Source organism: Nonomuraea montanisoli, from assembly GCF_013363975.1.
In the GTDB taxonomy this organism is placed as follows: Bacteria; Actinomycetota; Actinomycetes; order Streptosporangiales; family Streptosporangiaceae; genus Nonomuraea; species Nonomuraea montanisoli.
Genome location: NZ_JABWGN010000017.1, coordinates 218,358 through 239,249 on the forward strand (window position 1 = coordinate 218,358; position 20,892 = coordinate 239,249).

General features: G+C 71.5%; 20 protein-coding genes. 12 read left to right on the plus strand and 8 right to left on the minus strand.

Translation table 11 applies throughout. The features are described from left to right. The first annotated feature begins 89 nt into the window (after positions 1-89). From HTZ77_RS36825 to HTZ77_RS36860, 8 genes are all read left to right on the plus strand, one after another. The gene (locus tag HTZ77_RS36825) at positions 90-1,061 is read left to right on the plus strand and encodes a LacI family DNA-binding transcriptional regulator (protein WP_175594363.1); all 972 of its coding nucleotides are present in this window, start codon (positions 90-92) and stop codon (positions 1,059-1,061) included. Further along, the gene (locus HTZ77_RS36830; protein ID WP_175594364.1) at positions 1,058-2,005 is read left to right on the plus strand and encodes an aldose epimerase family protein; all 948 of its coding nucleotides are present in this window, start codon (positions 1,058-1,060) and stop codon (positions 2,003-2,005) included. Before HTZ77_RS36825 ends, HTZ77_RS36830 begins: the two co-directional genes overlap by 4 nt. Positions 2,006-2,101: 96 nt before the next feature. After that, positions 2,102-4,636, plus strand: coding sequence for a DNA translocase FtsK (locus HTZ77_RS36835; RefSeq protein WP_175594365.1), 2,535 nt, complete (start codon positions 2,102-2,104; stop codon positions 4,634-4,636). A 79-nt stretch (positions 4,637-4,715) separates the two neighbouring features. Beyond that, positions 4,716-5,537, plus strand: coding sequence for a helix-turn-helix domain-containing protein (locus tag HTZ77_RS36840; protein ID WP_175594366.1), 822 nt, complete (start codon positions 4,716-4,718; stop codon positions 5,535-5,537). Positions 5,538-5,583: 46 nt separating this feature from the next. Further along, on the plus strand, positions 5,584-6,993 hold the full coding sequence (gene rimO, locus HTZ77_RS36845) for a 30S ribosomal protein S12 methylthiotransferase RimO (protein ID WP_175594367.1): 1,410 nt from the start codon (positions 5,584-5,586) through the stop codon (positions 6,991-6,993). Continuing rightward, positions 6,990-7,562 (plus strand): CDP-diacylglycerol--glycerol-3-phosphate 3-phosphatidyltransferase, encoded by a 573-nt coding sequence (gene pgsA / locus HTZ77_RS36850; protein WP_175594368.1) that lies wholly within the window; start codon positions 6,990-6,992, stop codon positions 7,560-7,562. Before rimO ends, pgsA begins: the two co-directional genes overlap by 4 nt. A gap of 2 nt (positions 7,563-7,564) precedes the next feature. Beyond that, positions 7,565-8,056, plus strand: coding sequence for a CinA family protein (locus tag HTZ77_RS36855; RefSeq protein ID WP_235995670.1), 492 nt, complete (start codon positions 7,565-7,567; stop codon positions 8,054-8,056). A 286-nt stretch (positions 8,057-8,342) separates the two neighbouring features. Beyond that, on the plus strand, positions 8,343-8,699 hold the full coding sequence (locus HTZ77_RS36860; RefSeq protein ID WP_175594370.1) for a helix-turn-helix domain-containing protein: 357 nt from the start codon (positions 8,343-8,345) through the stop codon (positions 8,697-8,699). Here the strand turns inward: HTZ77_RS36860 and HTZ77_RS36865 are convergent. Next, a complete protein-coding gene (locus HTZ77_RS36865; protein WP_175594371.1) occupies positions 8,696-9,481 on the minus strand; it encodes an Fpg/Nei family DNA glycosylase in 786 nt (261 codons plus the stop codon). The two genes, HTZ77_RS36860 and HTZ77_RS36865, sit on opposite strands and share 4 nt — an antisense overlap. A 52-nt stretch (positions 9,482-9,533) precedes the next feature. Next, entirely contained in the window at positions 9,534-9,983 is a 450-nt protein-coding gene (locus tag HTZ77_RS36870; protein WP_175594372.1) for an RrF2 family transcriptional regulator, read from the minus strand. Between the two features lie 270 nt (positions 9,984-10,253). Between HTZ77_RS36870 and HTZ77_RS36875 the strand changes: the two genes are divergently transcribed. Continuing rightward, a complete protein-coding gene (locus HTZ77_RS36875) occupies positions 10,254-11,432 on the plus strand; it encodes an ROK family transcriptional regulator (RefSeq protein ID WP_175594373.1) in 1,179 nt (392 codons plus the stop codon). Positions 11,433-11,600: 168 nt separating this feature from the next. Here HTZ77_RS36875 and HTZ77_RS36880 read toward each other — a convergent pair whose 3' ends face one another. The 4 genes from HTZ77_RS36880 to HTZ77_RS36895 all read right to left on the minus strand — a co-directional run bounded on the left by HTZ77_RS36880 (position 11,601) and on the right by HTZ77_RS36895 (position 16,434). Then, positions 11,601-13,049: a glycoside hydrolase family 3 protein gene (locus tag HTZ77_RS36880; RefSeq protein ID WP_175594374.1), complete on the minus strand. Its 1,449-nt coding sequence runs from the start codon at positions 13,047-13,049 to the stop codon at positions 11,601-11,603. Positions 13,050-13,247: 198 nt separating this feature from the next. After that, on the minus strand, positions 13,248-14,099 hold the full coding sequence (locus HTZ77_RS36885) for a carbohydrate ABC transporter permease (protein ID WP_175594375.1): 852 nt from the start codon (positions 14,097-14,099) through the stop codon (positions 13,248-13,250). After that, positions 14,096-15,106, minus strand: coding sequence for a carbohydrate ABC transporter permease (locus tag HTZ77_RS36890; RefSeq protein ID WP_175594376.1), 1,011 nt, complete (start codon positions 15,104-15,106; stop codon positions 14,096-14,098). The genes HTZ77_RS36885 and HTZ77_RS36890 overlap by 4 nt, the downstream gene beginning before the upstream one ends. 2 nt (positions 15,107-15,108) lie before the next feature. Continuing rightward, positions 15,109-16,434, minus strand: coding sequence for an extracellular solute-binding protein (locus HTZ77_RS36895; protein ID WP_175594377.1), 1,326 nt, complete (start codon positions 16,432-16,434; stop codon positions 15,109-15,111). Positions 16,435-16,605: 171 nt separating this feature from the next. Here HTZ77_RS36895 and HTZ77_RS36900 point away from each other — a divergent pair, with 171 nt between their 5' ends. Then, complete coding sequence (locus tag HTZ77_RS36900) at positions 16,606-17,889, plus strand: ROK family transcriptional regulator (RefSeq protein WP_175594378.1); 1,284 nt, start codon at positions 16,606-16,608, stop codon at positions 17,887-17,889. 12 nt (positions 17,890-17,901) lie between these two features. After that, positions 17,902-18,558, plus strand: a complete 657-nt coding sequence (locus HTZ77_RS36905) for a M15 family metallopeptidase (RefSeq protein ID WP_175594379.1) — start codon at positions 17,902-17,904, stop codon at positions 18,556-18,558. Here HTZ77_RS36905 and HTZ77_RS36910 read toward each other — a convergent pair. After that, the gene (locus HTZ77_RS36910; protein ID WP_175594408.1) at positions 18,512-19,507 is read right to left on the minus strand and encodes a GlxA family transcriptional regulator; all 996 of its coding nucleotides are present in this window, start codon (positions 19,505-19,507) and stop codon (positions 18,512-18,514) included. The genes HTZ77_RS36905 and HTZ77_RS36910 overlap by 47 nt on opposite strands. Positions 19,508-19,823: 316 nt before the next feature. Then, positions 19,824-20,222: a VOC family protein gene (locus HTZ77_RS36915; protein WP_175594380.1), complete on the minus strand. Its 399-nt coding sequence runs from the start codon at positions 20,220-20,222 to the stop codon at positions 19,824-19,826. Between the two features lie 122 nt (positions 20,223-20,344). Between HTZ77_RS36915 and HTZ77_RS36920 the strand changes: the two genes are divergently transcribed. Further along, positions 20,345-20,689 carry a winged helix-turn-helix transcriptional regulator gene (locus HTZ77_RS36920; protein ID WP_175594381.1) on the plus strand — a complete coding sequence of 115 codons (345 nt, stop codon included), beginning with the start codon at positions 20,345-20,347 and terminating at the stop codon, positions 20,687-20,689. Positions 20,690-20,892 lie beyond the last annotated feature (203 nt).

The following is a 20,892-nucleotide window of genomic DNA, read 5'->3' on the forward strand; positions in this document are numbered from 1 at the left end:
GCCGACAGTGCTGGCCAGGCGGCGACGGCTCATTGACAGCAATACAAACGCTTGCACTAAAGTACAGCTGTGGTCGGAGGAAGCCAGGCGTGGCAGTGACGATTCGCGACGTGGCCCGCGCTTCCGGCGTCCACGTCTCCACGGTGTCGCGCTCCTTCTCCGCGCCGCACCTGGTCAACCCGGAGACCCGCACCCGCGTGCTGGCCGTCGCCGAGGACCTCGGCTACCGGCCCAACCGCGCCGCCCGCGCGCTGACCACCGGGCGCACCCACAACCTCGGCCTCATCGTGGCCGACATCGCCAACCCCTTCTTCCCGCCGCTCATCAAGGCCGCCCAGGCCCAGGCCCGGCTGCGCGACTACCACGTCTTCGTGGCCGACACCGACGAGGACCCGAAGGCCGAGGAGGATCTGATCCAGACCCTCACCAAACAGGTCGACGGCGTCCTGCTGTGCAGTCCGCGCCTGACGAACAGGACGATAGAGCGCCTGCGCGAGGAGATCCCGTTCGTCCTGGTCAACCGCAGGGTCAAGGGCATGCCCACGGTCCTCATGGACGTCGGGCGGGGGGCCCGCCTCGCCGTCGAGCACCTCACCGAACTCGGCCACCGCCGGCTGGCCGTGGTCACCGGCCCGAGCGGGTCGTGGACCAGCAAGGAGATGCAGGAGGCGGCCGCCGCGATGAACGAGGTGGACGTCGTCTTCCTCGGCCCCAACCCGCCGACCGTGGCGGGCGGCCTGGCCGCCGCCGCCGACGTGGTGGCCTCCGGCGCCACCGGCGTCCTCGCCTACAACGACCTCGTCGCCATCGGGCTCATCGAGGGCCTCGCCGAGCGCGGCGTCGAGGTGCCCCGCGACGTGAGCGTGATCGGCGTCGACGACATCGTGGCCGGCCGGCTCAGCCGCCCCAAGCTCACCACCATCGCCATGCCCACCGCCGCGGCCGGTCGCATCGCCGTCGACATGCTGCTGCAGTCGGTCGACGCCGAGGCGGCCACGGGCGTCACGATGCTGGAGACCACCCTGATCGTCCGAGAGTCCACGGGAGAGGCACGCACATGATGTTCGGAACACTGCCGTCGGGGGAGCGCGTCGAACGCTTCGAGCTGACCTCCGGGCGGCTGCGCGCCGCCGTGCTCAGCTACGGCGCCGTGCTCCAGTCGCTGGAGGTGTCGGGCGTCGACGTGGTGCTCGGGCTCGACACGCTGGAGGACTACCTGACCCGCAGCCGCTACTTCGGGGCGGTCGTCGGCAGGTACGGCAACCGCATCGCCGGCGGCACGTTCACCCTCGACGGCGTCACCCACACCCTGCCCGTCAACAACGGGCCCAACAGCCTCCACGGCGGCGTCGAGGGGTTCGACCGCAAGGTCTGGACGGTCGCCGACGCCGGTGACACGTCCGTGACGCTCACCCTGACCAGCCCCGACGGCGACCAGGGCTACCCCGGCGCGCTGACCGCCTCCGTCACCTACACGGTCGACGGCGACGCCCTGCGCATCGACTACACCGCCGAGACCGACGCGCCCACCGTGCTCAACCTGACCAACCACTCCTACTTCAACCTCGCCGGCGGCGGCGACGTGCTCGGCCACGAGCTGCGCATCGGCGCCGAGCACTACCTGCCCGTCGACGACGACAAGATCCCCACCGGCGAGCTCGCCCCGGTCAAGGGCACGCCGTTCGACTTCACCACTGCCCACGCCATCGGCGCCCGCCTCGACGGGGCCTACGACCACTGCTTCGTCCTCGACGGCTCGGGCGACATGCGCGTCGTCGAGCCGGTCAGCGGCCTGACCATGGAGGTCACCACGACCGAGCCGGGCGTGCAGTTCTACGCGGGCGGCATGCTCGACGGCGCCTCCACGCCGTACGGGCCGCACGCCGGCTTCTGCCTGGAGACCCAGCACTTCCCCGACTCGCCCAACCAGCCGGAGTTCCCCTCCACGGTGCTGCGGCCGGGCGAGCGCTTCACCTCCACTACGACCTACCGCTTCCCGGCCTGACACGAGCGGTCCGAGGTGTCCGGCTGATACCGGATCGCGGGGGTCATCGGCGAGCCTGAGTGCGTTCGCCGGTGTCTCCGACGTACCTTTGGCATCATGGCCACCCGTACGCCGAAAAGCGCATCGAAGGGGCCGGCGAAGCGGTCGACCAGCCCGCGCCCGGCCCCCGCGAAGCGCGGATCCACGTCGTCGGGGCGTTCGAGGGCGAGGGGCTCCGCGCCGGCCCGCAAGGCGTCCCTGACCCACCAGGACCCGATCACCTGGGTCTTCACGATGATCGGCAAGCTGGTCGTCGGGTTGTGGATGCTCGTGGCCAACGGCATCGGCGGCGCGGCCCGCGCGCTCGGCAAGAACGCCCGCGAGCTCGACCCGGCCCACCGGCGCGACGGCGTGGGCCTCGCGGTCCTGGCCGGCGCCATCGTGCTGGCCGCGATGACCTGGCGCGCCTCCGAGGGCACGGTCTCCACCGTCGTCAACGTGGTCGTGCGCGCCATGTTCGGCTCGCTGGCGTGGGCGCTGCCGCTGCTGCTCGGCCTGCTGGCCTGGCGCTACCTGCGCCACCCCGACCAGAACGCCGACACGGGCCGCATGGTGATCGGCTGGAGCGCGCTGCTGATCGGCGTGCTCGGCGTCATCCACGTGGCCAACGACGTGCCCTACCCCAACCCCGCGGGCACCGCCAACGACGGCATGGACCGGGTCGCCCAGGCGGGCGGCCTCATCGGGTTCATCGTCTCGGCCCCGCCCATGAGCATCCTGCCCTCGTGGATCACGATCCCGCTGCTGCTCATGCTGTCGGGCTTCGGCGTCCTGGTGATCACCGCCACGCCGGTCCACCGGATCCCCGAGCGGCTGTCGGAGCTGCGTCACCTGCTGTTCGAGCAGAAGGGCGCCACCCCGGCCGGCGCCCCGCGGCCCGAGGCCAGGCGGCCGCGCCGGGTCCGCAAGTCCGCCGACGACGCGCCCGAGCGCGACGGCCAGCCGCCGTACGACACGCCCGTCCTCGCCGACCAGGACAAGCGGCCCGACCACGCGCCCGAGATCGTGCCCGGCCTGGTGGAGGAGGAGCCGCCCGCGCCCGAGCCGGTCCGCCGCCCGGAGCCGTCCGAGCCGCCCGAGCCGACGCCCGCGCCGCGCAAGGTCGAGCAACTCGTCCTGTCGCCGCAGGCCGGCCCGTACGGGCTGCCCGACCTGCAGTTCCTCAAGCAGGGCACCCCGCCCAAGCCGCAGACCAAGGCCAACTCCGTCGTGGTCAACGCGCTCACCAGCGTGCTGGAGCAGTTCGGCATCGACGCCCAGGTGATCGGCTTCACCCGCGGCCCCACGGTGACCCGCTACGAGATCGAGCTCGGCCCCGCCGTCAAGGTGGAGAAGGTCACCGCGCTCACCAAGAACATCGCCTACGCCGTGAAGTCGGCCGACGTGCGCATCCTGTCGCCCATCCCCGGCAAGTCGGCCATCGGCGTGGAGATCCCCAACGCCGACAAGGACCTCGTGGCGCTCGGCGACGTGCTGCGCGCGCAGGTGGCCCAGGCCGACCACCACCCGATGATCGTGGGCCTGGGCAAGGACGTCGAGGGCCGCACGATCGTGGCCAACCTCGCCAAGATGCCCCACCTGCTCATCGCGGGCGCCACCGGCGCGGGCAAGTCCGTCTGCGTCAACGGCCTGATCACCTCGATCCTCATGCGCGCCACGCCCGACGAGGTGCGCATGGTGCTCGTCGACCCCAAGCGGGTGGAGCTCTCGGTGTACGAGGGCATCCCCCACCTGATCACCCCGATCATCACCAACCCGAAGAAGGCCGCCGAGGCCCTCGAATGGGTGGTGGGCGAGATGGACCGCCGCTACGACGACCTGGCCGCCTCCGGGTTCCGGCACGTGGACGAGTTCAACAAGGCGGTGCGGGCCGGCAAGCTCCAGCCGCCGCCGGGCAGCGAGCGGGTCTACCAGCCCTACCCGTACCTGCTGGTGATCGTCGACGAGCTGGCCGACCTCATGATGGTCGCCCCCCGCGACGTCGAGGACTCGGTCGTGCGCATCACCCAGCTCGCCCGCGCCGCCGGCATCCATCTCGTCATCGCCACCCAGCGGCCGTCCGTGGACGTCGTCACCGGCCTCATCAAGGCCAACGTCCCCTCCCGGCTGGCCTTCGCCGTCTCCTCGCTCACCGACTCGCGGGTCATCCTCGACCAGCCCGGCGCCGACAAGCTGGTCGGCCAGGGCGACGCGCTGTTCCTGCCGATGGGCGCGAGCAAGCCCATCCGCATCCAGAACGCGTTCGTCTCGGAGAAGGAGATCGCCGAGATCGTCGCGCACTGCAAGACGCAGATGCAGGCCGAGTACCGCGAGGACGTGGCCGCGGCGCCGGTCAAGCGGGAGATCGACGAGGACATCGGCGACGACCTGGAGCTGCTGATCCAGGCGGCCGAGCTGATCGTGACGACCCAGTTCGGCTCCACCTCGATGCTCCAGCGCAAGCTGCGCGTCGGCTTCGCCAAGGCCGGCCGGCTGATGGACCTGCTGGAGAGCCGCGACGTGGTCGGCCCCAGCGAGGGCTCCAAGGCCCGCGAGGTGCTGGTCAAGCCCGACGACCTGCCCGCCCTGCTGGCCGACCTGCGCGGCGGGTGACCCCCGGTGTGTCCAACCTCGGCGATTACTGGTTGAATAGGACTGACTACGCATCGTCGGGGGCTTGGAGGCGTGCGCCGTGGAGGACCAGAGGACACACGAGCAGGGCGCGCCGGCACCGGGCGCGGAGACGCGGAGCCTCGGGGCCGTGCTCTCCGCCGCCCGGCTGTCGGCGGGCATGACGGTCGAGCAGCTCAGCGCGCTCACGCGCATACGCGAGGCGATCATCCACGCCTTCGAGCGTGACGAGTTCTCGCAGTGCGGCGGCGACTTCTACGAGCGCGGCCACATCAAGGCGCTGTCCAGGGCGCTCGGCCTCGATCCCGAGGCCATGGTCCACCTCTACGACGAGCTGCACGGCGGCGAACCGCCCGCGGTGCGCATGGCCAGCGTCTTCCGCACCGACCGCAGGCTGCGCGCGGCCGAGCGGCGCTCGCCCAACTGGTCGATGGCCCTGGGCGTGGCCCTGAGCCTCGTCGTCGTCTTCGGCATCGTGCGCGTCATGGGCGGCGCCGGCGGCACGCGGGAGGCCGGGGTGGAGCAGATCCCCGCCGTGCCGAGCCTGCCGGCCCCCGGGGTGCACCAGCGGGCCAAGCCGGTCCCGCCGCGGACGGGCGCGAGCGCCAGGCCGACCGTCGCCGCCAACCAGGTCGTGGTCCAGGTCAAGGCCAAGCGCTCGTCCTACGTCAACGTCGCCGACGCCGAGGGGCGCAAGCTCTTCGCCGGGATGATGGAGGCGGGCATGACTTCCACCTGGCGGGCCCCCAACCGGGTCGACCTTGAGGTCAGCGACGCCACCGCGGTGTCGGTGCAGGTCAACGGCAAGAAGGTGGGCAAGCTGGGGTCGCGCGGGCAGACCGTGCGCCGCTCGTTCGGGCCGCCGGCGCCTCCTGCGAGGTAGCCGGTGCATCGGGTGGTGGCCAACTCCCGATACCGTAGTGTTCACCATGTCATCCCGCCGAACCGCATCGCTGATCACCCTGGGCTGCGCGCGCAACGAGGTCGACTCCGAGGAGCTGGCCGCGCGACTCGAGGCTGCCGGCTGGCAGCTCGACGACGACGACCCTGATGTCGTCGTCGTCAACACGTGTGGCTTCATCGACTCGGCGAAGAAGGACTCCGTCGACACGCTGCTGGCCGCGGCAGACTCCGGGGCCAAGGTGGTCGCCGCGGGCTGTATGGCCGAGCGCTACGGCAACGAGCTGGCCGAGGCGCTGCCCGAGGCCAGCGCGGTCATCTCCTTCGACGACTACGCCGACATCGGCGGCCGCCTCGACGACGTGCTCGCCGGGCGGCCGCTCAAGCCGCACACGCCGCGTGATCGCCGCACCCTGCTGCCCATCTCGCCCGTCGACCGGGCGGCGGCCCCCAGGGCCGCCATCCCGGGCCACGGCGACCTGCCCGAGGGGCTGGCCCCCGCCAGCGGCCCCCGCGTGCTGCGCAAGCGGCTCGACGAGAGCCCGGTGGCCTCGCTCAAGCTCGCCTCCGGCTGCGACCGGCGCTGCACGTTCTGCGCCATCCCGGCCTTCCGCGGCGCCTACGTCTCGCGCGACCCCGAGGAGCTGCTGGCCGAGGCCGACTGGCTCGCCCACCGGGGCGTGCGCGAGCTGGTCCTGGTCAGCGAGAACTCCACCTCCTACGGCAAGGACCTCGGCGACCTGAGGGCGCTGGAGAAGCTGCTGCCGCGCCTGGCCGCCGTCGAGGGCATCGACCGGGTGCGGGTGAGCTACCTGCAGCCGGCCGAGCTGCGGCCGGGGCTGCTGGAGGTCATCGCGGGCACCGAGGGGATCGCCCCGTACTTCGACCTGTCCTTCCAGCACGCCAGCGGCACGGTGCTGCGCCGGATGCGCCGCTTCGGCGACCCGGAGCGCTTCCTCGCGCTGCTGGAGAGCATCCGCGAGCACGCCCCCGAGGCCGGTGTGCGCTCCAACTTCATCGTGGGCTTCCCGGGCGAGACCGAGGAGGAGTTCGGCGAGCTGGTCGGCTTCCTGGAGCGGGCCCGGCTCGACGTCATCGGCGTGTTCGGCTACTCCGACGAGGACGGCACCGAGGCGGCCGGCTTCGACGGCAAGCTCGACCAGGACGTCATCGACGAGCGGGTGCGGGTGCTGACCGAGCTGGCCGAGGAGCTGACCGCGCAGCGGGCCGAGGAGCGCATCGGCACCGAGGTCGACGTGCTCATCGACGACGACCTCGGTGACGGCGGCTACGAGGGCCGGGCCGCCCACCAGGGGCCGGAGGTCGACGGGTCCGTGACCGTGCAGGGCATCGGCCTGGTCCGGGGGCAGATCGTGCGCGCGGTCGTGGTCGACGCCGAGGGGGTCGACCTGATCGCCCGCATCAAGGCCGGTCCATGACGAGGGACGAGCGCCGCGTGGTCAGCCCGTGGAACATCGCCAACGTCCTCACGGTCCTGCGGTTGGCGCTCGTCCCCTTCTTCGTCGTCTGCCTCTTCCTGCCGGGCCCGGGCTGGCGCCTGGCGGCGCTGGCGGTGTTCGCCGTGGCGTCCATCACCGACCACCTCGACGGTGAGCTGGCCCGCCGGTACGGGCTGATCACCGACTTCGGCAAGATCGCCGACCCGATCGCCGACAAGGCGCTGACCGGGGCGGCCCTGGTGTGCCTGTCGATCCTCGGCGAGCTGCCCTGGTGGATCACCCTGGTGATCCTCGGCCGCGAGCTGGGCATCACGGTGCTGCGCTTCGTGCTGATCCGCCGGGCGATCATCCCGGCCAGCTACGGCGGCAAGGTCAAGACCGTGCTGCAGATCGCGGCCATCGTCCTGTACATCCTGCCGGGGGTGCCCGACCCGCTGCGCTGGGTGGTCATGGGCGCCGCCCTGGTGGTGACGGTGGCCACGGGCGTCGACTACGTGGTCCGCGCGGTCAAGCTCCGCAAGGTGGCGCGGCGGGCCAGAGGGGAATGAGCATGGCGCCGGCCGCCGAGGCGATCACGCTGCTCGTGGAGCGGGGTGCCACGCTCGCCGTGGCCGAGTCGCTGACCGGGGGGCTCATCGGGGCGACCATCACCGCCGTGCCGGGGGCGTCCAAGGCGTTCCGGGGCGGAGTGGTCTCCTACGCCACGGACCTGAAGCACGCGCTGCTGGGGGTGCCGGACGACCTGCTGGCGCGGGAGGGGGCGGTTCACCCGGACGTCGCGGCGGCGATGGCCGCGGGCGTGGCCCGGGTGTGCGCGGCGACGTACGGGCTGGCGGTGACCGGGGTGGCGGGGCCCGAGCCGCAGGACGGCAAGCCGGTCGGCACCGTGCACGTCGCCGTCAGCGGGCCCGGGGGAGAAATCTGGGCGCGAGAGTTGAGACTCCAGGGGTCCCGCGAACGTATCAGGGTAGAGACGGTGGACGAGGCGGTTGATCTACTTACAGGTGTGCTTAAGCCGAACAAGGGGGAACATTCCGGGTGATTACCGTGTTACGTCCCGAGCGAACATGACAGGCACGGTCTGACGCGGTGTCGGTCGATACAGGTACGGTGGAGCTGTGAGTGAGGTCCGTGAGCCAACGTCAAGCAGCGAGCGCCCGGCAGGCAGGCCGGGTGTGTCGCATGACGGGCCGGGAGCGACGATCCGGGGACGGCAGGGCCCCATGACGACGGCGAGGAGCATGTACCAAGCGAAGAAGAAGGACGGGCGGCCCGATCCGATCGCGCGGGGCGTGGTGAAGACCTCCACCCCGGGGAGGGAGCGACAGATGATTTTGCTGCGTCAGCTGCTCGGCGACGTGCTGAGGCGGTTGCGCGTGCGGCAGGGACGCACTCTCCGAGAGGTGTCCACGTTGGCGCGGGTCTCGCTCGGCTACTTGTCCGAGGTCGAGCGTGGCCAGAAAGAGGCGTCGTCCGAGTTGCTGGCCTCGATCTGCGGCGCCCTGGGCATTCCGCTGTCGCAGGTCCTGCGTGAGGTGTCCGACCAGTTCGCCCTGGCCGAGCTGCAGGCTGCCCCCGTTCTCGCGGACGTCCCCGACCACGAGCGTCTCCCCCTGGGCGAGTCGGTGCCCGGGTCCATCTCCGACTCCGTGTTCCCCGAGGTCAAGAACATGGTGGCCGCCTAGCGAGGCTGGCAGGCCCCGCACCACAGGATCAGCCGTTCCTGTGGCCGTGCCCCCATCTCTCCACGGCTGATGCGCGTGCCGCATCGGCGACAGGGCTGCCCCGCCCTGCCGTAGACCCAGGTCTGCGCGCCGGGACGGCGATCGCCCGTCGTCACGGTGCCCGCGTGAGCCTTGTTCGCGTCCAACAGCCGCCGGGCCAGCGTGACCGCCCCCTCCAGGTCCGCCACCTCACCGACCCTCCGCCACGGCCAGATCCCCCTGAGGAACAACGTCTCGGCGCGGTAGATCGTGCCGATCCCCGCCAGGTTGCGCTGGTCGAGCAGCGCCTCCCCGATCGTCCTGTCCGGTTCCCGCATCAGCCGCCGCACCGCCTCGGCCGCGTCCCAGTCGTCGCCGAGCGGGTCAGGGCCGAGATGCCCCACGACCTGTGACTCGCCGGCGGTCCGCAGCAGGTCCACCATCCCGAGCTTGATGCCGACGGCCGCCCACTCCGCGTTGGCCAGCACGAGCCGTACCCCGTCGCCGCCCGTCCCGGGCACCGCGCGGCGGGCCGGCGTGATCCGCCAGATCCCGTCCATGCGCAGGTGGGTGTGCACGGTCAGGCCGCCCTCCACGCGGGTGAGCAGGTGCTTGCCCCGGGACACGGTGGTCAGCACCGTGCGCCCGCGCAGGTCGCCGGTGGCGTGGCGGGGCACCCGGAAGTCGGATCTGGTCAGCACCCGCCCGTCGAGCGCTCCCCGCAGCCGCGCCGCGGCGCGGTAGACGGCGTCTCCCTCGGGCATGTACTCCAGTCTAGGAAGCCCCGCCCGGTGCCCGGTGGGGCAGCCGGGAGGATCAGTCCCAGGCGGCGGGGTCGGCGGCGAGCTGGCGGACGCGCTCGGGCAGCGTGCCGCTCGCGACCTGCTCCAGCGTGACCTCCTCCAGGATGGAGCGCTCGGTGGCCCGCAACGCGATCCAGACCTGCTGGAGCGACTCGGCCGGGCCGCGGTAGCCGACGTGCTCGGGACGCTCGCCGCGGACGTTGGCCAGCGGCCCGTCCACCGCCCTGATCACGTCGGCGAGCGAGATCTGGGCCGCGGGGCGGGCCAGCACGTAGCCGCCCTCGGGGCCGCGCTGGCCGCGCACCAGGCCCGCGCGGCGCATCTGCAGCAGGATGTTCTCGAGGTACTTGGGCGGCATGTCCTGCTCCTTGGCGAGCTCGCCCACGGTGGTCGGGCCGGCACCGGCTGCGGCGAGTTCGGCGGCGGCACGGAGGGCGTAGTCGACACGAGCGGATAGGCGCATGTTGTCGATTATCCCCCCTGGTCAACAGTGATTACGCGCACGGCCGCCGGAACGGCCCGGAGATCGGCGTCGCGGCAGCGGTCCTGCCTGCGCGGACCTTTGCGCGGACCCCTTTTCGCCCCCTCGACGTCCGTCGGCGGTCCGGGCCAGGATGGGAGCGTGCCCAGGAGGCCGCCGTCGCGAGGGATCCTCGCGTTCACCTGCGGTGATTAGCGGCGGGAGGAGCGCTAAACTTCCAACAACCTTTTCGATTAGACGGTGGGATTCAGCGTGGAGCGACGCCCTGGTGTGCCCAGACTGCTCAGGGAGATCAACGACCGGGCCGCGCTCGAGTTGCTGCTCGCCACGGGCCCGATGACCCGGGGGCAGATCGGCGACCTGACCGGCCTGTCCAAGGTCACCGCCTCCCAGACGCTTGCCCGGCTGGAGGAGCGCGGCCTGGTCGAGGTCGTCGGCGCCCAGGCCGGCGGGCGCGGGCCCAACGCGGCGCTCTACTCCGTCATCCCCTCCAGCGCGTACGTGGCCGGCCTGGAGGTCGGGCCCGAGCAGGTCTCCGCGGCCGTCGCCGACATCCACGGCCGCACGGTGGCGGAGGTGACCTTCGCCCCCAACGGCCACGACGACCTCGTCCCCGTGGTCCACGGCGCCATCATGAAGGCCTGCCGCAGCGCCAAGGTCGGCGTCGGCAAGCTGCGCGGCGTCGTGATCGGCACGCCCGGCGTCGTCGATCCCCGCACCGGCGACGTCCGCTACGCCTTCGACCTGCCGGGCTGGCACGAGGGCAGCCACGAGGCGCTGGCCGGCGAGCTCAAGCGCGAGGTCACCATCGAGAACGACGTCAACCTCGCCGCCGTCGCCGAGCGCGCCGACGGCGCCGCCGAGGGCCTCGACGACTTCGTGCTGCTGTGGGCCGGCCGCGGGCTCGGCCTGGCCGTCATGCTCGGCGGCAAGCTTCACCGGGGCCGCTCGGGCAGCGCGGGCGAGATCGGCTACCTCGCGGTGCCGGGCGCGCCGCTGCCCGAGGAGATCCGCACCTCGCCGGGGCGCCTGCCCGCGCTGGCGGGCGGCCTGCAGTCGCTGGTCAGCGCCGAGGCGGTGGCCGAGCTCGCCGCCGGCTACGGCTTCGCGGCGGCCGGCGCGCGGGAGTGCGTGGAGGTGGCGCTCGCGGCGGGCGACCGGGGCGAGCCGCTGCTGGACGAGCTGGCCCACCGGCTCGCGCTGGGGGTGGCCGCGGTGTGCGTGATCCTCGATCCGGGGCTGGTCGTGCTGGGCGGCGAGGTGGGCCACGCCGGCGGGCGCGCCCTCACCGCCCGGGTGGAGGAGGCGGTCGCCCGCATCTGCCCCGTACGGCCCCAGGTGACGACCAGCACCCTGGAGGGCAACCCGGTGCTGCGCGGCGCCGTCCTGGCCGCCCTCCAGCAGGCCCACGAGGAGATCTTCGCCTCCTGACCGGACCGACCGACCGACCGAGCGTCCGAACGCCCGCCCGCTCCTGCTGCCCGCTTGCTCGTGCTGCCCGCTTGCTGGTGCGGCCCGCTTGCTCGTGCCGTCCACCCGGATGCCCGAGGAGGCCCGTCGGGCAGGCGGCGGGCCTCCGGCTCGGGGGAGGGGCGGTCGTCAGGCGGTGAGGAGCTCCATGGCCGCCTGGGCGTTGGCGCGGGCCGCGCCGTACGTGGCGATGTAGGCGGCGCTGCCCGGCCGCCACACCGGCAGGCCCATCTCCACCACGATCGTGTCGGGCCGGGCGGCCACCAGCGCCGACACCAGCGCCCGGCTGTCGGCGTAGCGGTGGGCGTCCTTGACGATCACGACCAGCGACCTGCCGGCGGCGCGCTCCAGCAGGGCGCCCGCGTCCGCGTCGGCGGGCCGTACCCGGACGACCTCGGCCTGCGGCAGCCACGGCGCGACGCCCCACGGCACGTCCCCGACCGCGATGGTCGGCGGGGTGTCCACCTCCACCACCAGCGGGTCGGTCAGCGGCCCGGCCGAGCCGTCGAGACGGACGGCGCGCCGCGCGGCGTGCAGGCCGATCGCCGAAGCGCCCCCGCCGCGCCCGGCCGCGCCGGCGCGCGTGCCGAACCAGGTGCGCAGCGCCCTCGTACGGGCGGCGGCCTCCTCCAGGCGCTCCAGCGGCAGACGCCCCTCCCGGGTCGCCGCCACGATCGCCTCGATGATGCCCGCCACGTCCTCCGGCCCCGGCTTCGGCCCGAGGCACAGCAGGTCGGCGCCGGCGGCCAGGGACTGGACGGCCCCCTCGGCCAGTCCCACGCCGTCGGTGATGGCCTGCATGTCGAGCGCGTCGGAGATCACCACTCCCCGGTAGCCGAGCTCGTCGCGCAGCAGGCCGGTGAGCGCGGCCGCGGAGAGCGTGGCCGGCCGGTCGCCGGTCAGCACCGGCACCGCGACGTGCGCCGTCATGATCGACTTGGTGCCCGCGGCGACGGCCGCCCGGAACGGCGCCAGCTCCCTGGCGCGCAGCACGTCCAGCGGCACGTCCACGAACGGCACGTCCAGGTGCGAGTCCACGGTGGTGGCGCCGTGGCCGGGGAAGTGCTTGACGCAGGCGGCGACCCCGACCGACTGGAGCCCCTCGACGGCCGCCACGGTGTGCCGGGCGACCAGCTCGGGGTCGTCGCCGAACGCCCGGGTGCCGATGACCGGGTTGTCCGCCGCGGTGTTGACGTCGGCGTCCGGCGCCATGTCCAGGTTCACCCCGCAGGCGACCAGCTCCGCGCCGATCGCCCGGTAGACGCGGCGGGTGAGGTCGGGATCGTCCACCGCGCCGAGCGCGGCGTTGCCCGGGTACGGGCTGCCGACGTGGTAGGCGAGCCGGGTGACGTCCCCGCCCTCCTCGTCGAGCGAGACGACGGGGTCGCCGGCGGCCCGCAGGGAGGCGGTCAGCTCGGCCAGCGCGTCCGGCTCGGCGACGTTGAAGCCGAAGAGCGTGACGCCGCCGAGGCCGTTCTCCAGCTCGCGCAGCACCCATCCGGGCGCCGTCGTGCCCTCGAACGCGGCCAGCAGCGTGCCCGCCGCGAGGCGGCGCAGCCCCCGATCACTGTGACTCATCGAATCCCCTCGAACGTGGAGCCCCCCAGGAGTCGTCCGTGGGAGGAAGGATGCGGCAGGGCGCCGCGTGGTTCCGTGGCGTGTTCGCTGTCCGGCGGCGACCGCCCGAGCCGCGGGAAGATCCGGCCCGGGCGGTCCGCGGCACGGACCGGCGTGTGGAGGGACGCCGGCCGTGCCGGGGACCGCGGCAGGGGAGGGTCAGCCCTTGACGGCCCCGGCCACCAGGCCCGAGACCATGCGGCGCTGCACCAGCAGGAAGAAGGCGATGACGGGCAGCGTCATCAGCGTGGAGGTCGCCATGATGGCGCCCCAGTCGGTGCCGCGCTGCCCGAAGAAGTACTGCAGGGCGACCGGCATGGTGTAGCCGGAGCTCTCCTTCATCAGCACCAGCGCGAAGATCAGGTCGTTCCAGGCGGTGATGAACGAGAAGATGCTCGTCGCGACCAGGCCCGGAGCCACCAGGGGGAAGAGCACCTTCCTGAACGTGGTGAACCGGCTCGCGCCGTCGATCCACGCGGCCTCCTCCAGCGACTTGGGCACCGCCGCGACGAACGTGCGCAGCATCCAGACGCCGAACGGGAGGGTGATGCCCACCTGGATCACGATGAGCCCGAGCAGGTTGTCGTACAGGCCGAGGCGCTTGACGTTCAGGAAGAGCGGGATGACCAGCGCCTCGCACGGGATCATCTGCACGACGAGCAGCGTGATCAGGAACGCGGTGCGCCCCCTGAACCGGAAGCGCGCCACCGCGGTCGCCGCCAGCAGCGCGAACGCCGACCCGACGAGCACGGTGCCGAGCGCCACGATTGCGCTGTTGCGCATGTAGACCCAGATGGGGTTGCCCGCCACGCCCTCCGTGAGCACCCGGTCGACGTGGTCGAGGGTGAAGTGCGTGGGGAACGGGATGAAGTCCGTGGTGAAGATCTGGTCGTTCGCCTTGAACGAGGTCGAGATCATCCAGTAGACGGGGAAGACGGCGAAGAGGAAGACCAGCACTCCGGCCGTGTTCAGCGCGCCCCGGGCGAGCCGCTTGCGGGCGAGCGGGTTCATGCCAGGTCCTCCTGTTTGACCATCTGCCGGGTGTAGAAGGCGGTCACGAAGAGCAGGATGATCGTCAGCACCACCGCGATCGCCGCCCCCGTGCCCATCTTCGGCGGCGCCTTGAACGCCTCGGCGTACGAGTAGAGGGACAGGTTGAACGCCTCGCGGTTGGTGGGCCCGTTGAGCAGCACGTAGAGCTGGCTGAGCACCTTGAAGTCCCAGATGATCGACAGGATGGTCAGCACGGCGAAGACCGGCTTGAGGAGCGGGAAGGTGATCGTCCTGAACGTCCGCATCGGGGTGGAGCCGTCCACCCGGGCCGCCTCGTACAACTCGGCCGGGATGCCCTTGAGCCCGGCGAGCACCGACACCGCCACGAACGGGAAGGACGCCCAGACCACGGTCAGCACCAGCACCACGTACACCGACCAGGCGTCGTTGAGCCACGGCTCGCCCGACCAGTCGGTCCGGCCGAACACCAGCGACGACAGCCAGTCGGGCAGCAGGTTCAGCGCCCAGTTGATGACGCCGGCCTCGGCGTCGAACAGCCAGCGCCAGATCGTGCCCTGCGCCACCGGGGGCACCGCCCACGCCGACATGATCCCGATGATCACGAACGTGGACATCCGCTTGCTCAGCCGGTGCAGCAGCACGCCGACCGCCGTGCCGAGCACCAGCGTGAGCGTCACGGTGACGAGCGCGAAGACGACCGTGTTGCGCAGCGCGGACCAGAAGATCTCGTTGTCCAGGATCTGCTGGTAGTTCTTGAGCCCGACCCACTTCGGCTCCGCGACGCCGCGGATGACCCGCAGGCTGATGTCCTGGAACGAGATGATCGCCATCTGCACCATCGGGTACAGCAGCAGCCCCGCGATGACCACCATGCCGGGGACGAGCAGGACGTAGGGCACCGCCCACGCCGGCATGCCGCCGGCGCGGGAGGGCCTGCGCGAGCCGCGGCGCCGCCCGGGGGCGGAGGTGGCTCCGCCCCTGGCGAGCGTTGACGTGTCCGTCATCGTCACGACTGGTTCAGGATGTCTTCGAGTTCCTTGTTGGCCGAGGCCAGCGCGTCATCCGCCGTGGCCTTGCCCTCGATGACCGAGCGGGCCGCGTTCTGCAGGACGGCCTTGGTCTCGTTGGCCTCGGTCCACTGCGGGTCGGCGGGGAAGGCCTTGGCCTTGGCGAAGGCGGCGGCGAACGGCGCCTGCGCCGGGTCCTTGGCCAGCTCGGCCAGGGTGTCCGGGTAGACCGGGAGCAGGCCGCCGTCCTTGGCGTACCGGTCGGCCCACTTCTTGCCGGAGGCCAGCTTCACGAACTCGGTCGCGAGCTCCTTGTTCTTGGCGTCGTTCCAGACGGCGATGTCGTTGCCGCCGAAGAAGGCCGGGGTCTCGCCGCCGCTCTTGGAGGGCAGCGGGAAGAACGCCATCTGGCCGTCCTTGATCTTGCCCTTGCTCTCCTCCTTGATGGTGGCGATGTCCCACGAGGCCGTGAGGTACATGCCGACCTTGCCGTTGGAGAAGCGGGTGCGGATGTCGGTGGTGTTCTGCGTCAGACGCGACTTGCCGGACACACCGGAGGTGACGATCCCCGTGTACGACGCGAAACCGGCCTTGAAGGCGGGGTCGGTGAGCTTGCCCACCCACTTGCCGCCCTCCTTGACCGCGTAGTCGCCGCCCTCGGACCAGGCGAGCGCGCCGAGCAGGTGGTTGGCGTCGGAGCCGCCGTTGAAGGCGAACCCGTCGACGTCCTTGCCCTTCTCCTCCTGGATCTTCTTGGCGGCGGCCAGCAGCTCGTCCCAGGTCTTCGGGACCTCGATCTTGAGCTCCTTGAACCAGTCCGTGCGGTACATGACCGCGCGGGTGCCGGCGCCCCACGGCATGGCGTAGACCTCGCCGTCGATGGTCTCCAGGCCGAAGAGGTTCTTCGGGATCTGGGCCTGGTCGCCGGAGGTGGTGATCGACGTGACGGGGGCCAGGGCGTCCTGGCTCTGCCACAGCGGCACCTGGTCGTTGCCGATCTCGGTCACGTCGGGGCCCTCGCCGCCGGCTGCTGCGGCCGTGAACTTGTCGTTGACCTGCGGCCACGGGATCCACTGGACCTTCGCGTCGGCGCCGGTCTGCGTCTTGAACTCCGCGACGAGCTCGTCCATGTACTTCTGCGACGGCTCGTTGGGGTCGCCGAGACGCCAGACGGTGAGGCTCTGGCCCGCGAACTTGGGACCGGCGGCCGAGGCGGACTGCGCCGGCTGGCTCTTGGACGGCTCGGAGGAGCCGCCGCACGCGGCCAGTCCCAGGGCCAAGGCGGCCGTGGTGACCGTAGCGGCCGTGGTCTTCGCGATCCTCACTAGGGTTCTCCCTTCCCGGCTAAAACGCGTCGGGGGTCTGCGCTCATACGGGTGCCGGGCCCGGGGGTCCCGCACCTGGCTGATCGTCAGTGTCGAATGGTGGTAAACTAACAAGAAACTTTCTTAAAAGAAACCGGCGTTAGCGTTTCGTGACGAGAGGGGAGGGAGCCCGTGACACGCAACCCGGGCGTCCCCAGGCTGCTGCGCCGGCTCAACGACCGCAGCGCGCTCGAACTGCTCATCTCCGAGGGGCCGCTGACCCGCGCCGAGCTGGGCGAGCGGACCGGCCTGTCCAAGGTCACGGCCGGGCAGCTCCTCGCCCGGCTGGAGGAGCGCGGCCTCGTCCAGGTCGCCGGCGAACGGGCCGGCGGCCGCGGCCCCAACGCCGCCCTCTACGGCGTCGTGCCCTCCAGCGCCCACGTCGCCGGGCTGGAGGTGCTGCCCGACTCCATCACCGTCGGCGTCGCCGACATCACCGGCCGGGTCGTGGTCGAGGTCGTCGTGGACCCCGCCGGGGGAGAGGACCCCGTCGCCGCCGTCAACGACGCCGTCCGGCGGGCCTGCGCCTCGGCCCGCATCACGCTCGGGCAGCTGCGGTCGTTCGTCATCGGCACGCGTGGCGTCGTGGACCCCCGCACGGGCGACATGCGCTTCTCGTACGACCTGCCCGCCTGGCACTCGGGCGTGCTCGCCAGCCTGCGCCGCTCGCTCGGGGCGTCCGTGACCATCGAGAACGACGTCAACCTCGTCGCCCTCGCCGAGCACCGCCACGGGGCCGCCGCCGGGCGCGACGACTTCGTGGTCATGTGGGCGGGGGTGGGGCAGGGGCTCGGTGTGATGCTGGACGGGCGGCTGCGGCGCGGCACCACGGGCGGGGCGGGGGAGATCGGCTGGCTGCCGGTGCCGGGGGAGCCGCTGCCGGACGACGTGGGGCGGCCGCAGTCGGGGTCGTACCAGCGGCTCGTGGGCCGGAAGGCGTTGACGGCCCTGGCGCGCGCCCATGGGCTGACCGATCCGTCCGGCTTGTCGCTGCCCTCGGACGGCGCTGCTGCGGACGGACGTGTGGCGGGTGACCCGGATGCGGACGGGCGTGTGGCGGGTGGTCCCGCGTCCTCCGTCGGCTTGACGTCACGCGCGGGGTCGGTCGCCGGGCTGGTGGAGGCCGCGGTCGCCGCCGGCAACACAGGTTTCCTCGACGCGGTCGCCGCCCGGCTGGCCGTGGCCGTCGCCGCCGTCAGCGTCGTCCTCGACCCCGGGCTCATCGTGCTCGCTGGCGACGTGGGCAAGGCGGGAGGGGCCGAGCTCGCCCGCCGCGTCGAGATCGCCGCGGCCCGGATCAGCCCCAGCCGGTCCACGGTCGCGGCCACCGGCGTGACCGGCAACCCCGTCCTGCGCGGGGCTCTGGTGGCCGCGCTGGAGCAAGCCCGAGAGCAGGTCTTCTCCGACACTGTGTGAGAATTGCTGCACATGTGGCACCCAACTGGCGACATCGTGCTGATCTCCGATCCGCGTGTCGCCGCGATTCCCCTCGAGGACAGCGGCGAGCCGCTGGTCGACGTCCGCGGGCGGCTGCGGGTGGACGAGCGGATGGCCGATCCGGAGGGCGCGTACGCCCACCTGCGGCAGGGCGTCGTCGACCGGCTCGAACGCGCCGAGCGCATCCTGCCCGACGGGTACCACCTGCTGATCGTCGAGGGGCACCGGACGATCGCCTCGCAGCGGCAGATCTTCGACGGCTACCGCGCCGAGCTGGCCGAACGCTTCCCCGGCCTGACGCCGGACGAGCTCCGCTCGGCCACCAGCCGCTACGTCTCACCCGTCGAGGTGGCCCCGCACACGGCCGGCGCCGCCGTGGACCTCACGCTGTGCGACCCCGACGGGGCCGAGTACGACATGGGCACGGCGATCAACGACACGCCGGAGCAGAGCGGCGGGCTGTGCTACACGGCGGCCCCGGACCTGCCGGAGGCGGCGCGCCGGCACCGCAAGATCCTCGCCGGGGCGCTGGAGCCGGTGGGGCTGGTCAACTACGCGACGGAGTGGTGGCACTGGTCGTACGGGGACCGCTACTGGGCCTTCACCACCGGTGCCCGGCACGCCCTCTACGGCCCGACGTCCCTCTGATCGCCTTGCTTCCGCCTCCTGCCCTGGAGGCGGGGAAAGCTCGCCGGTATTCGGTGGGTGTGATTCCCACATGCAGGGCGAAGTGGTGGCGGAGATTGTTGGCGGTGCCCAGCCCGCTGCGCTCGCTGATGTGGTCGATGGGCAGGTCGGTGGTCTCCAGAAGGGCCTGGGCGCGGGCGAGACGCTGATGGAGCAGCCACTTCATCGGGCTCATGCCGGTCGAAGCCTGGAGGTGCCGGTGAAAACTGCGCGCGCTCATTCCGGCGCGCGCGGCCAAGTCGGCGACGGTGAGCGGACGGTCGAGATTCTCCAGGGCCCAGTGCAGCACGGGCGCGATGCCGTCGTCGGTCACGGCGACGACGCGTTCCACGAATTGTGCCTGCCCGCCCGGCCGATGGGCGGGGACCACCAGGCGCCGGGCCAGTTGGTTGGCCACCTGCGCGCCGAGGTCCCGACGGACGATGTGCAGGCACAGGTCGAGGCCGCCGCTGAGCCCGGCGCTGGTGAGGACGTCACCGTCGTCGACGTACAGCGCGGCGTCGTCGACCTTCACCTCGGGAAACCGCTCGGCCAGGACATGAGTGTGTTCCCAGTGGGCGGTGGCGAGGCGGCCGTCGAGGAGTCCCGCGGCAGCGAGCCCGAACGCGCCGTTGCAGAGCGAGACCATGCGTGCCCCCGCGGCGCCGGCCCGCCGCAGCGCGCTGATCAGCTCCGCGGGAAGGTCGCGGTCGCCCCTCACGCACTCCTCCGGCACGGCCGGGACGATCACGGTGTCGGCCTTCTCCAGCTCGTCCCATCCGTAGGGCGCGTTCAGCGCGAACCCTGGCCGGGGGGAGGAAACTCCTGGACGCCTCCCGCACAACCGCAGGTCGTACCAGGGGTTCGCGAGATCGTCATGGGCCACGCCGAAGACCGCTGAGACGATGCCCAGCTCGTACATGTCCCACATGGGGATGGTGTCGTCGATCACGACCAGCGCAACGGAACCAGCACTCACGAGCACACCCTGTGGCAGGAATTTGGTGAATATCGGCGCTCCTGCCAGTGTCGGACGACGATGCGCGATGCCATGCTGGTCGACCGTCGTGACCGACAGCGGACAGGAAAGAGACAGATGTGGCGAGGAACACCAAGGCATTCCGGACAGCACACGAAGGCCCTGGGAAATGCAATTTCCTGTGGTCTGCGCATTTCGCAGGGACTTCGTGTGCCGATGATCCATTCCAGCGGCCCGCAGCGCCACCGATGATGGGCCGGTCGGCCGGCTACTGCTCCCACTCGTAGAGCCCGAGGACGTTGCCGTCCGGGTCGGTCACGTAGGCGAAATATCCCTCCGCGAGGGGCAGGTGAACCTTCTCGGTCACGATCCCACCGCCGGCCTTGACCAACTGCTCGATCTTCTCGTCGATGTTTTCGACCTCGATGAGAATGGTCGGCTGCGTGATGCCGATGTCGCGCGTCACCACGCCGCCGTTCACCGAGCCGGGCTTCAGCGGCGTGTTCCTTTCGCCCGTCTGGCTGGTGAAGGCCATACGGAAGCTGAGCGCGTCGCCTCCGTCCTGCGGGTGCCTGGGCTGCACGTCCCAGCCGAATACGTCGTGGTACCACTCCGAGGCGCGGTCGATATCGCGCACCGGCACATCGAACCAGAACACCTTGTTCATCTTCGTCGCTCCTTATTCGGTCGTTCGTCGTTCATGATGAACAGTACGAGGCTCCCGATGAGGCCGACAAGTACTGACTTAATTGTAAGCACCTACATCATGGTTAGCGGGTGGAGAGAATAATGCGGCAATATCCTGCGGCATGCGGCCTGGGCATCGCCCTGGCGGCGATCTCCGGTAAATGGAAGGCGACGATCCTCTGGGAGCTGCACAGCCGGCCGGTACGCTTCGGCGAATTGAGAAGGCGTATTCCCGGGATCAGCGAGAAGGTTCTCTCCGAACAACTCCGGGCGATGGAGACGGACGGCCTGATACGGCGCGATGTCTATGACGAGGTGCCGCCCAGGGTGGAATACGCCGTGACTCCGGCCGGGGCTTCACTCAACGCCACGGTCCACGCCTTGGCTGAGTGGGGTCTTGAGCATGTGTCCGACATCAGGGCCATGGCCACTGCCGGCGGACGCTGATCGCGCCGTGGCCGCTCGGCCGGGTCCGAGGACGAGGACCCGGCCGCGCCGCGGCCGATCACCGGCGTGCGCGGTCTAGGACGTGTCTCAAAGAATGACGAGCCAGTCGTTGATGGCAGCGATGTGGATGGTGGCTTCGTAACGGACGGCGAGTTTGTCGAACCGGGTAGCGATGCCGCGGTGCCGTTTGAGCCGGTTGATGC

Coding starts and splice junctions, on each gene's coding strand:
- HTZ77_RS36830 (WP_175594364.1), top strand. CDS start 1,058: ATGATGTTCGGAACACTGCCGTCGGGGGAGCGCGTCGAACGCTTCGAG.
- HTZ77_RS36835 (WP_175594365.1), top strand. CDS start 2,102: ATGGCCACCCGTACGCCGAAAAGCGCATCGAAGGGGCCGGCGAAGCGG.
- rimO (WP_175594367.1), top strand. CDS start 5,584: ATGTCATCCCGCCGAACCGCATCGCTGATCACCCTGGGCTGCGCGCGC.
- pgsA (WP_175594368.1), top strand. CDS start 6,990: ATGACGAGGGACGAGCGCCGCGTGGTCAGCCCGTGGAACATCGCCAAC.
- HTZ77_RS36855 (WP_235995670.1), top strand. CDS start 7,565: ATGGCGCCGGCCGCCGAGGCGATCACGCTGCTCGTGGAGCGGGGTGCC.
- HTZ77_RS36860 (WP_175594370.1), top strand. CDS start 8,343: ATGATTTTGCTGCGTCAGCTGCTCGGCGACGTGCTGAGGCGGTTGCGC.
- HTZ77_RS36865 (WP_175594371.1), bottom strand. CDS start 9,481: ATGCCCGAGGGAGACGCCGTCTACCGCGCCGCGGCGCGGCTGCGGGGA.
- HTZ77_RS36870 (WP_175594372.1), bottom strand. CDS start 9,983: ATGCGCCTATCCGCTCGTGTCGACTACGCCCTCCGTGCCGCCGCCGAA.
- HTZ77_RS36880 (WP_175594374.1), bottom strand. CDS start 13,049: ATGAGTCACAGTGATCGGGGGCTGCGCCGCCTCGCGGCGGGCACGCTG.
- HTZ77_RS36885 (WP_175594375.1), bottom strand. CDS start 14,099: ATGAACCCGCTCGCCCGCAAGCGGCTCGCCCGGGGCGCGCTGAACACG.
- HTZ77_RS36890 (WP_175594376.1), bottom strand. CDS start 15,106: ATGACGGACACGTCAACGCTCGCCAGGGGCGGAGCCACCTCCGCCCCC.
- HTZ77_RS36905 (WP_175594379.1), top strand. CDS start 17,902: ATGTGGCACCCAACTGGCGACATCGTGCTGATCTCCGATCCGCGTGTC.
- HTZ77_RS36910 (WP_175594408.1), bottom strand. CDS start 19,507: ATGTGGGACATGTACGAGCTGGGCATCGTCTCAGCGGTCTTCGGCGTG.
- HTZ77_RS36915 (WP_175594380.1), bottom strand. CDS start 20,222: ATGAACAAGGTGTTCTGGTTCGATGTGCCGGTGCGCGATATCGACCGC.
- HTZ77_RS36920 (WP_175594381.1), top strand. CDS start 20,345: ATGCGGCAATATCCTGCGGCATGCGGCCTGGGCATCGCCCTGGCGGCG.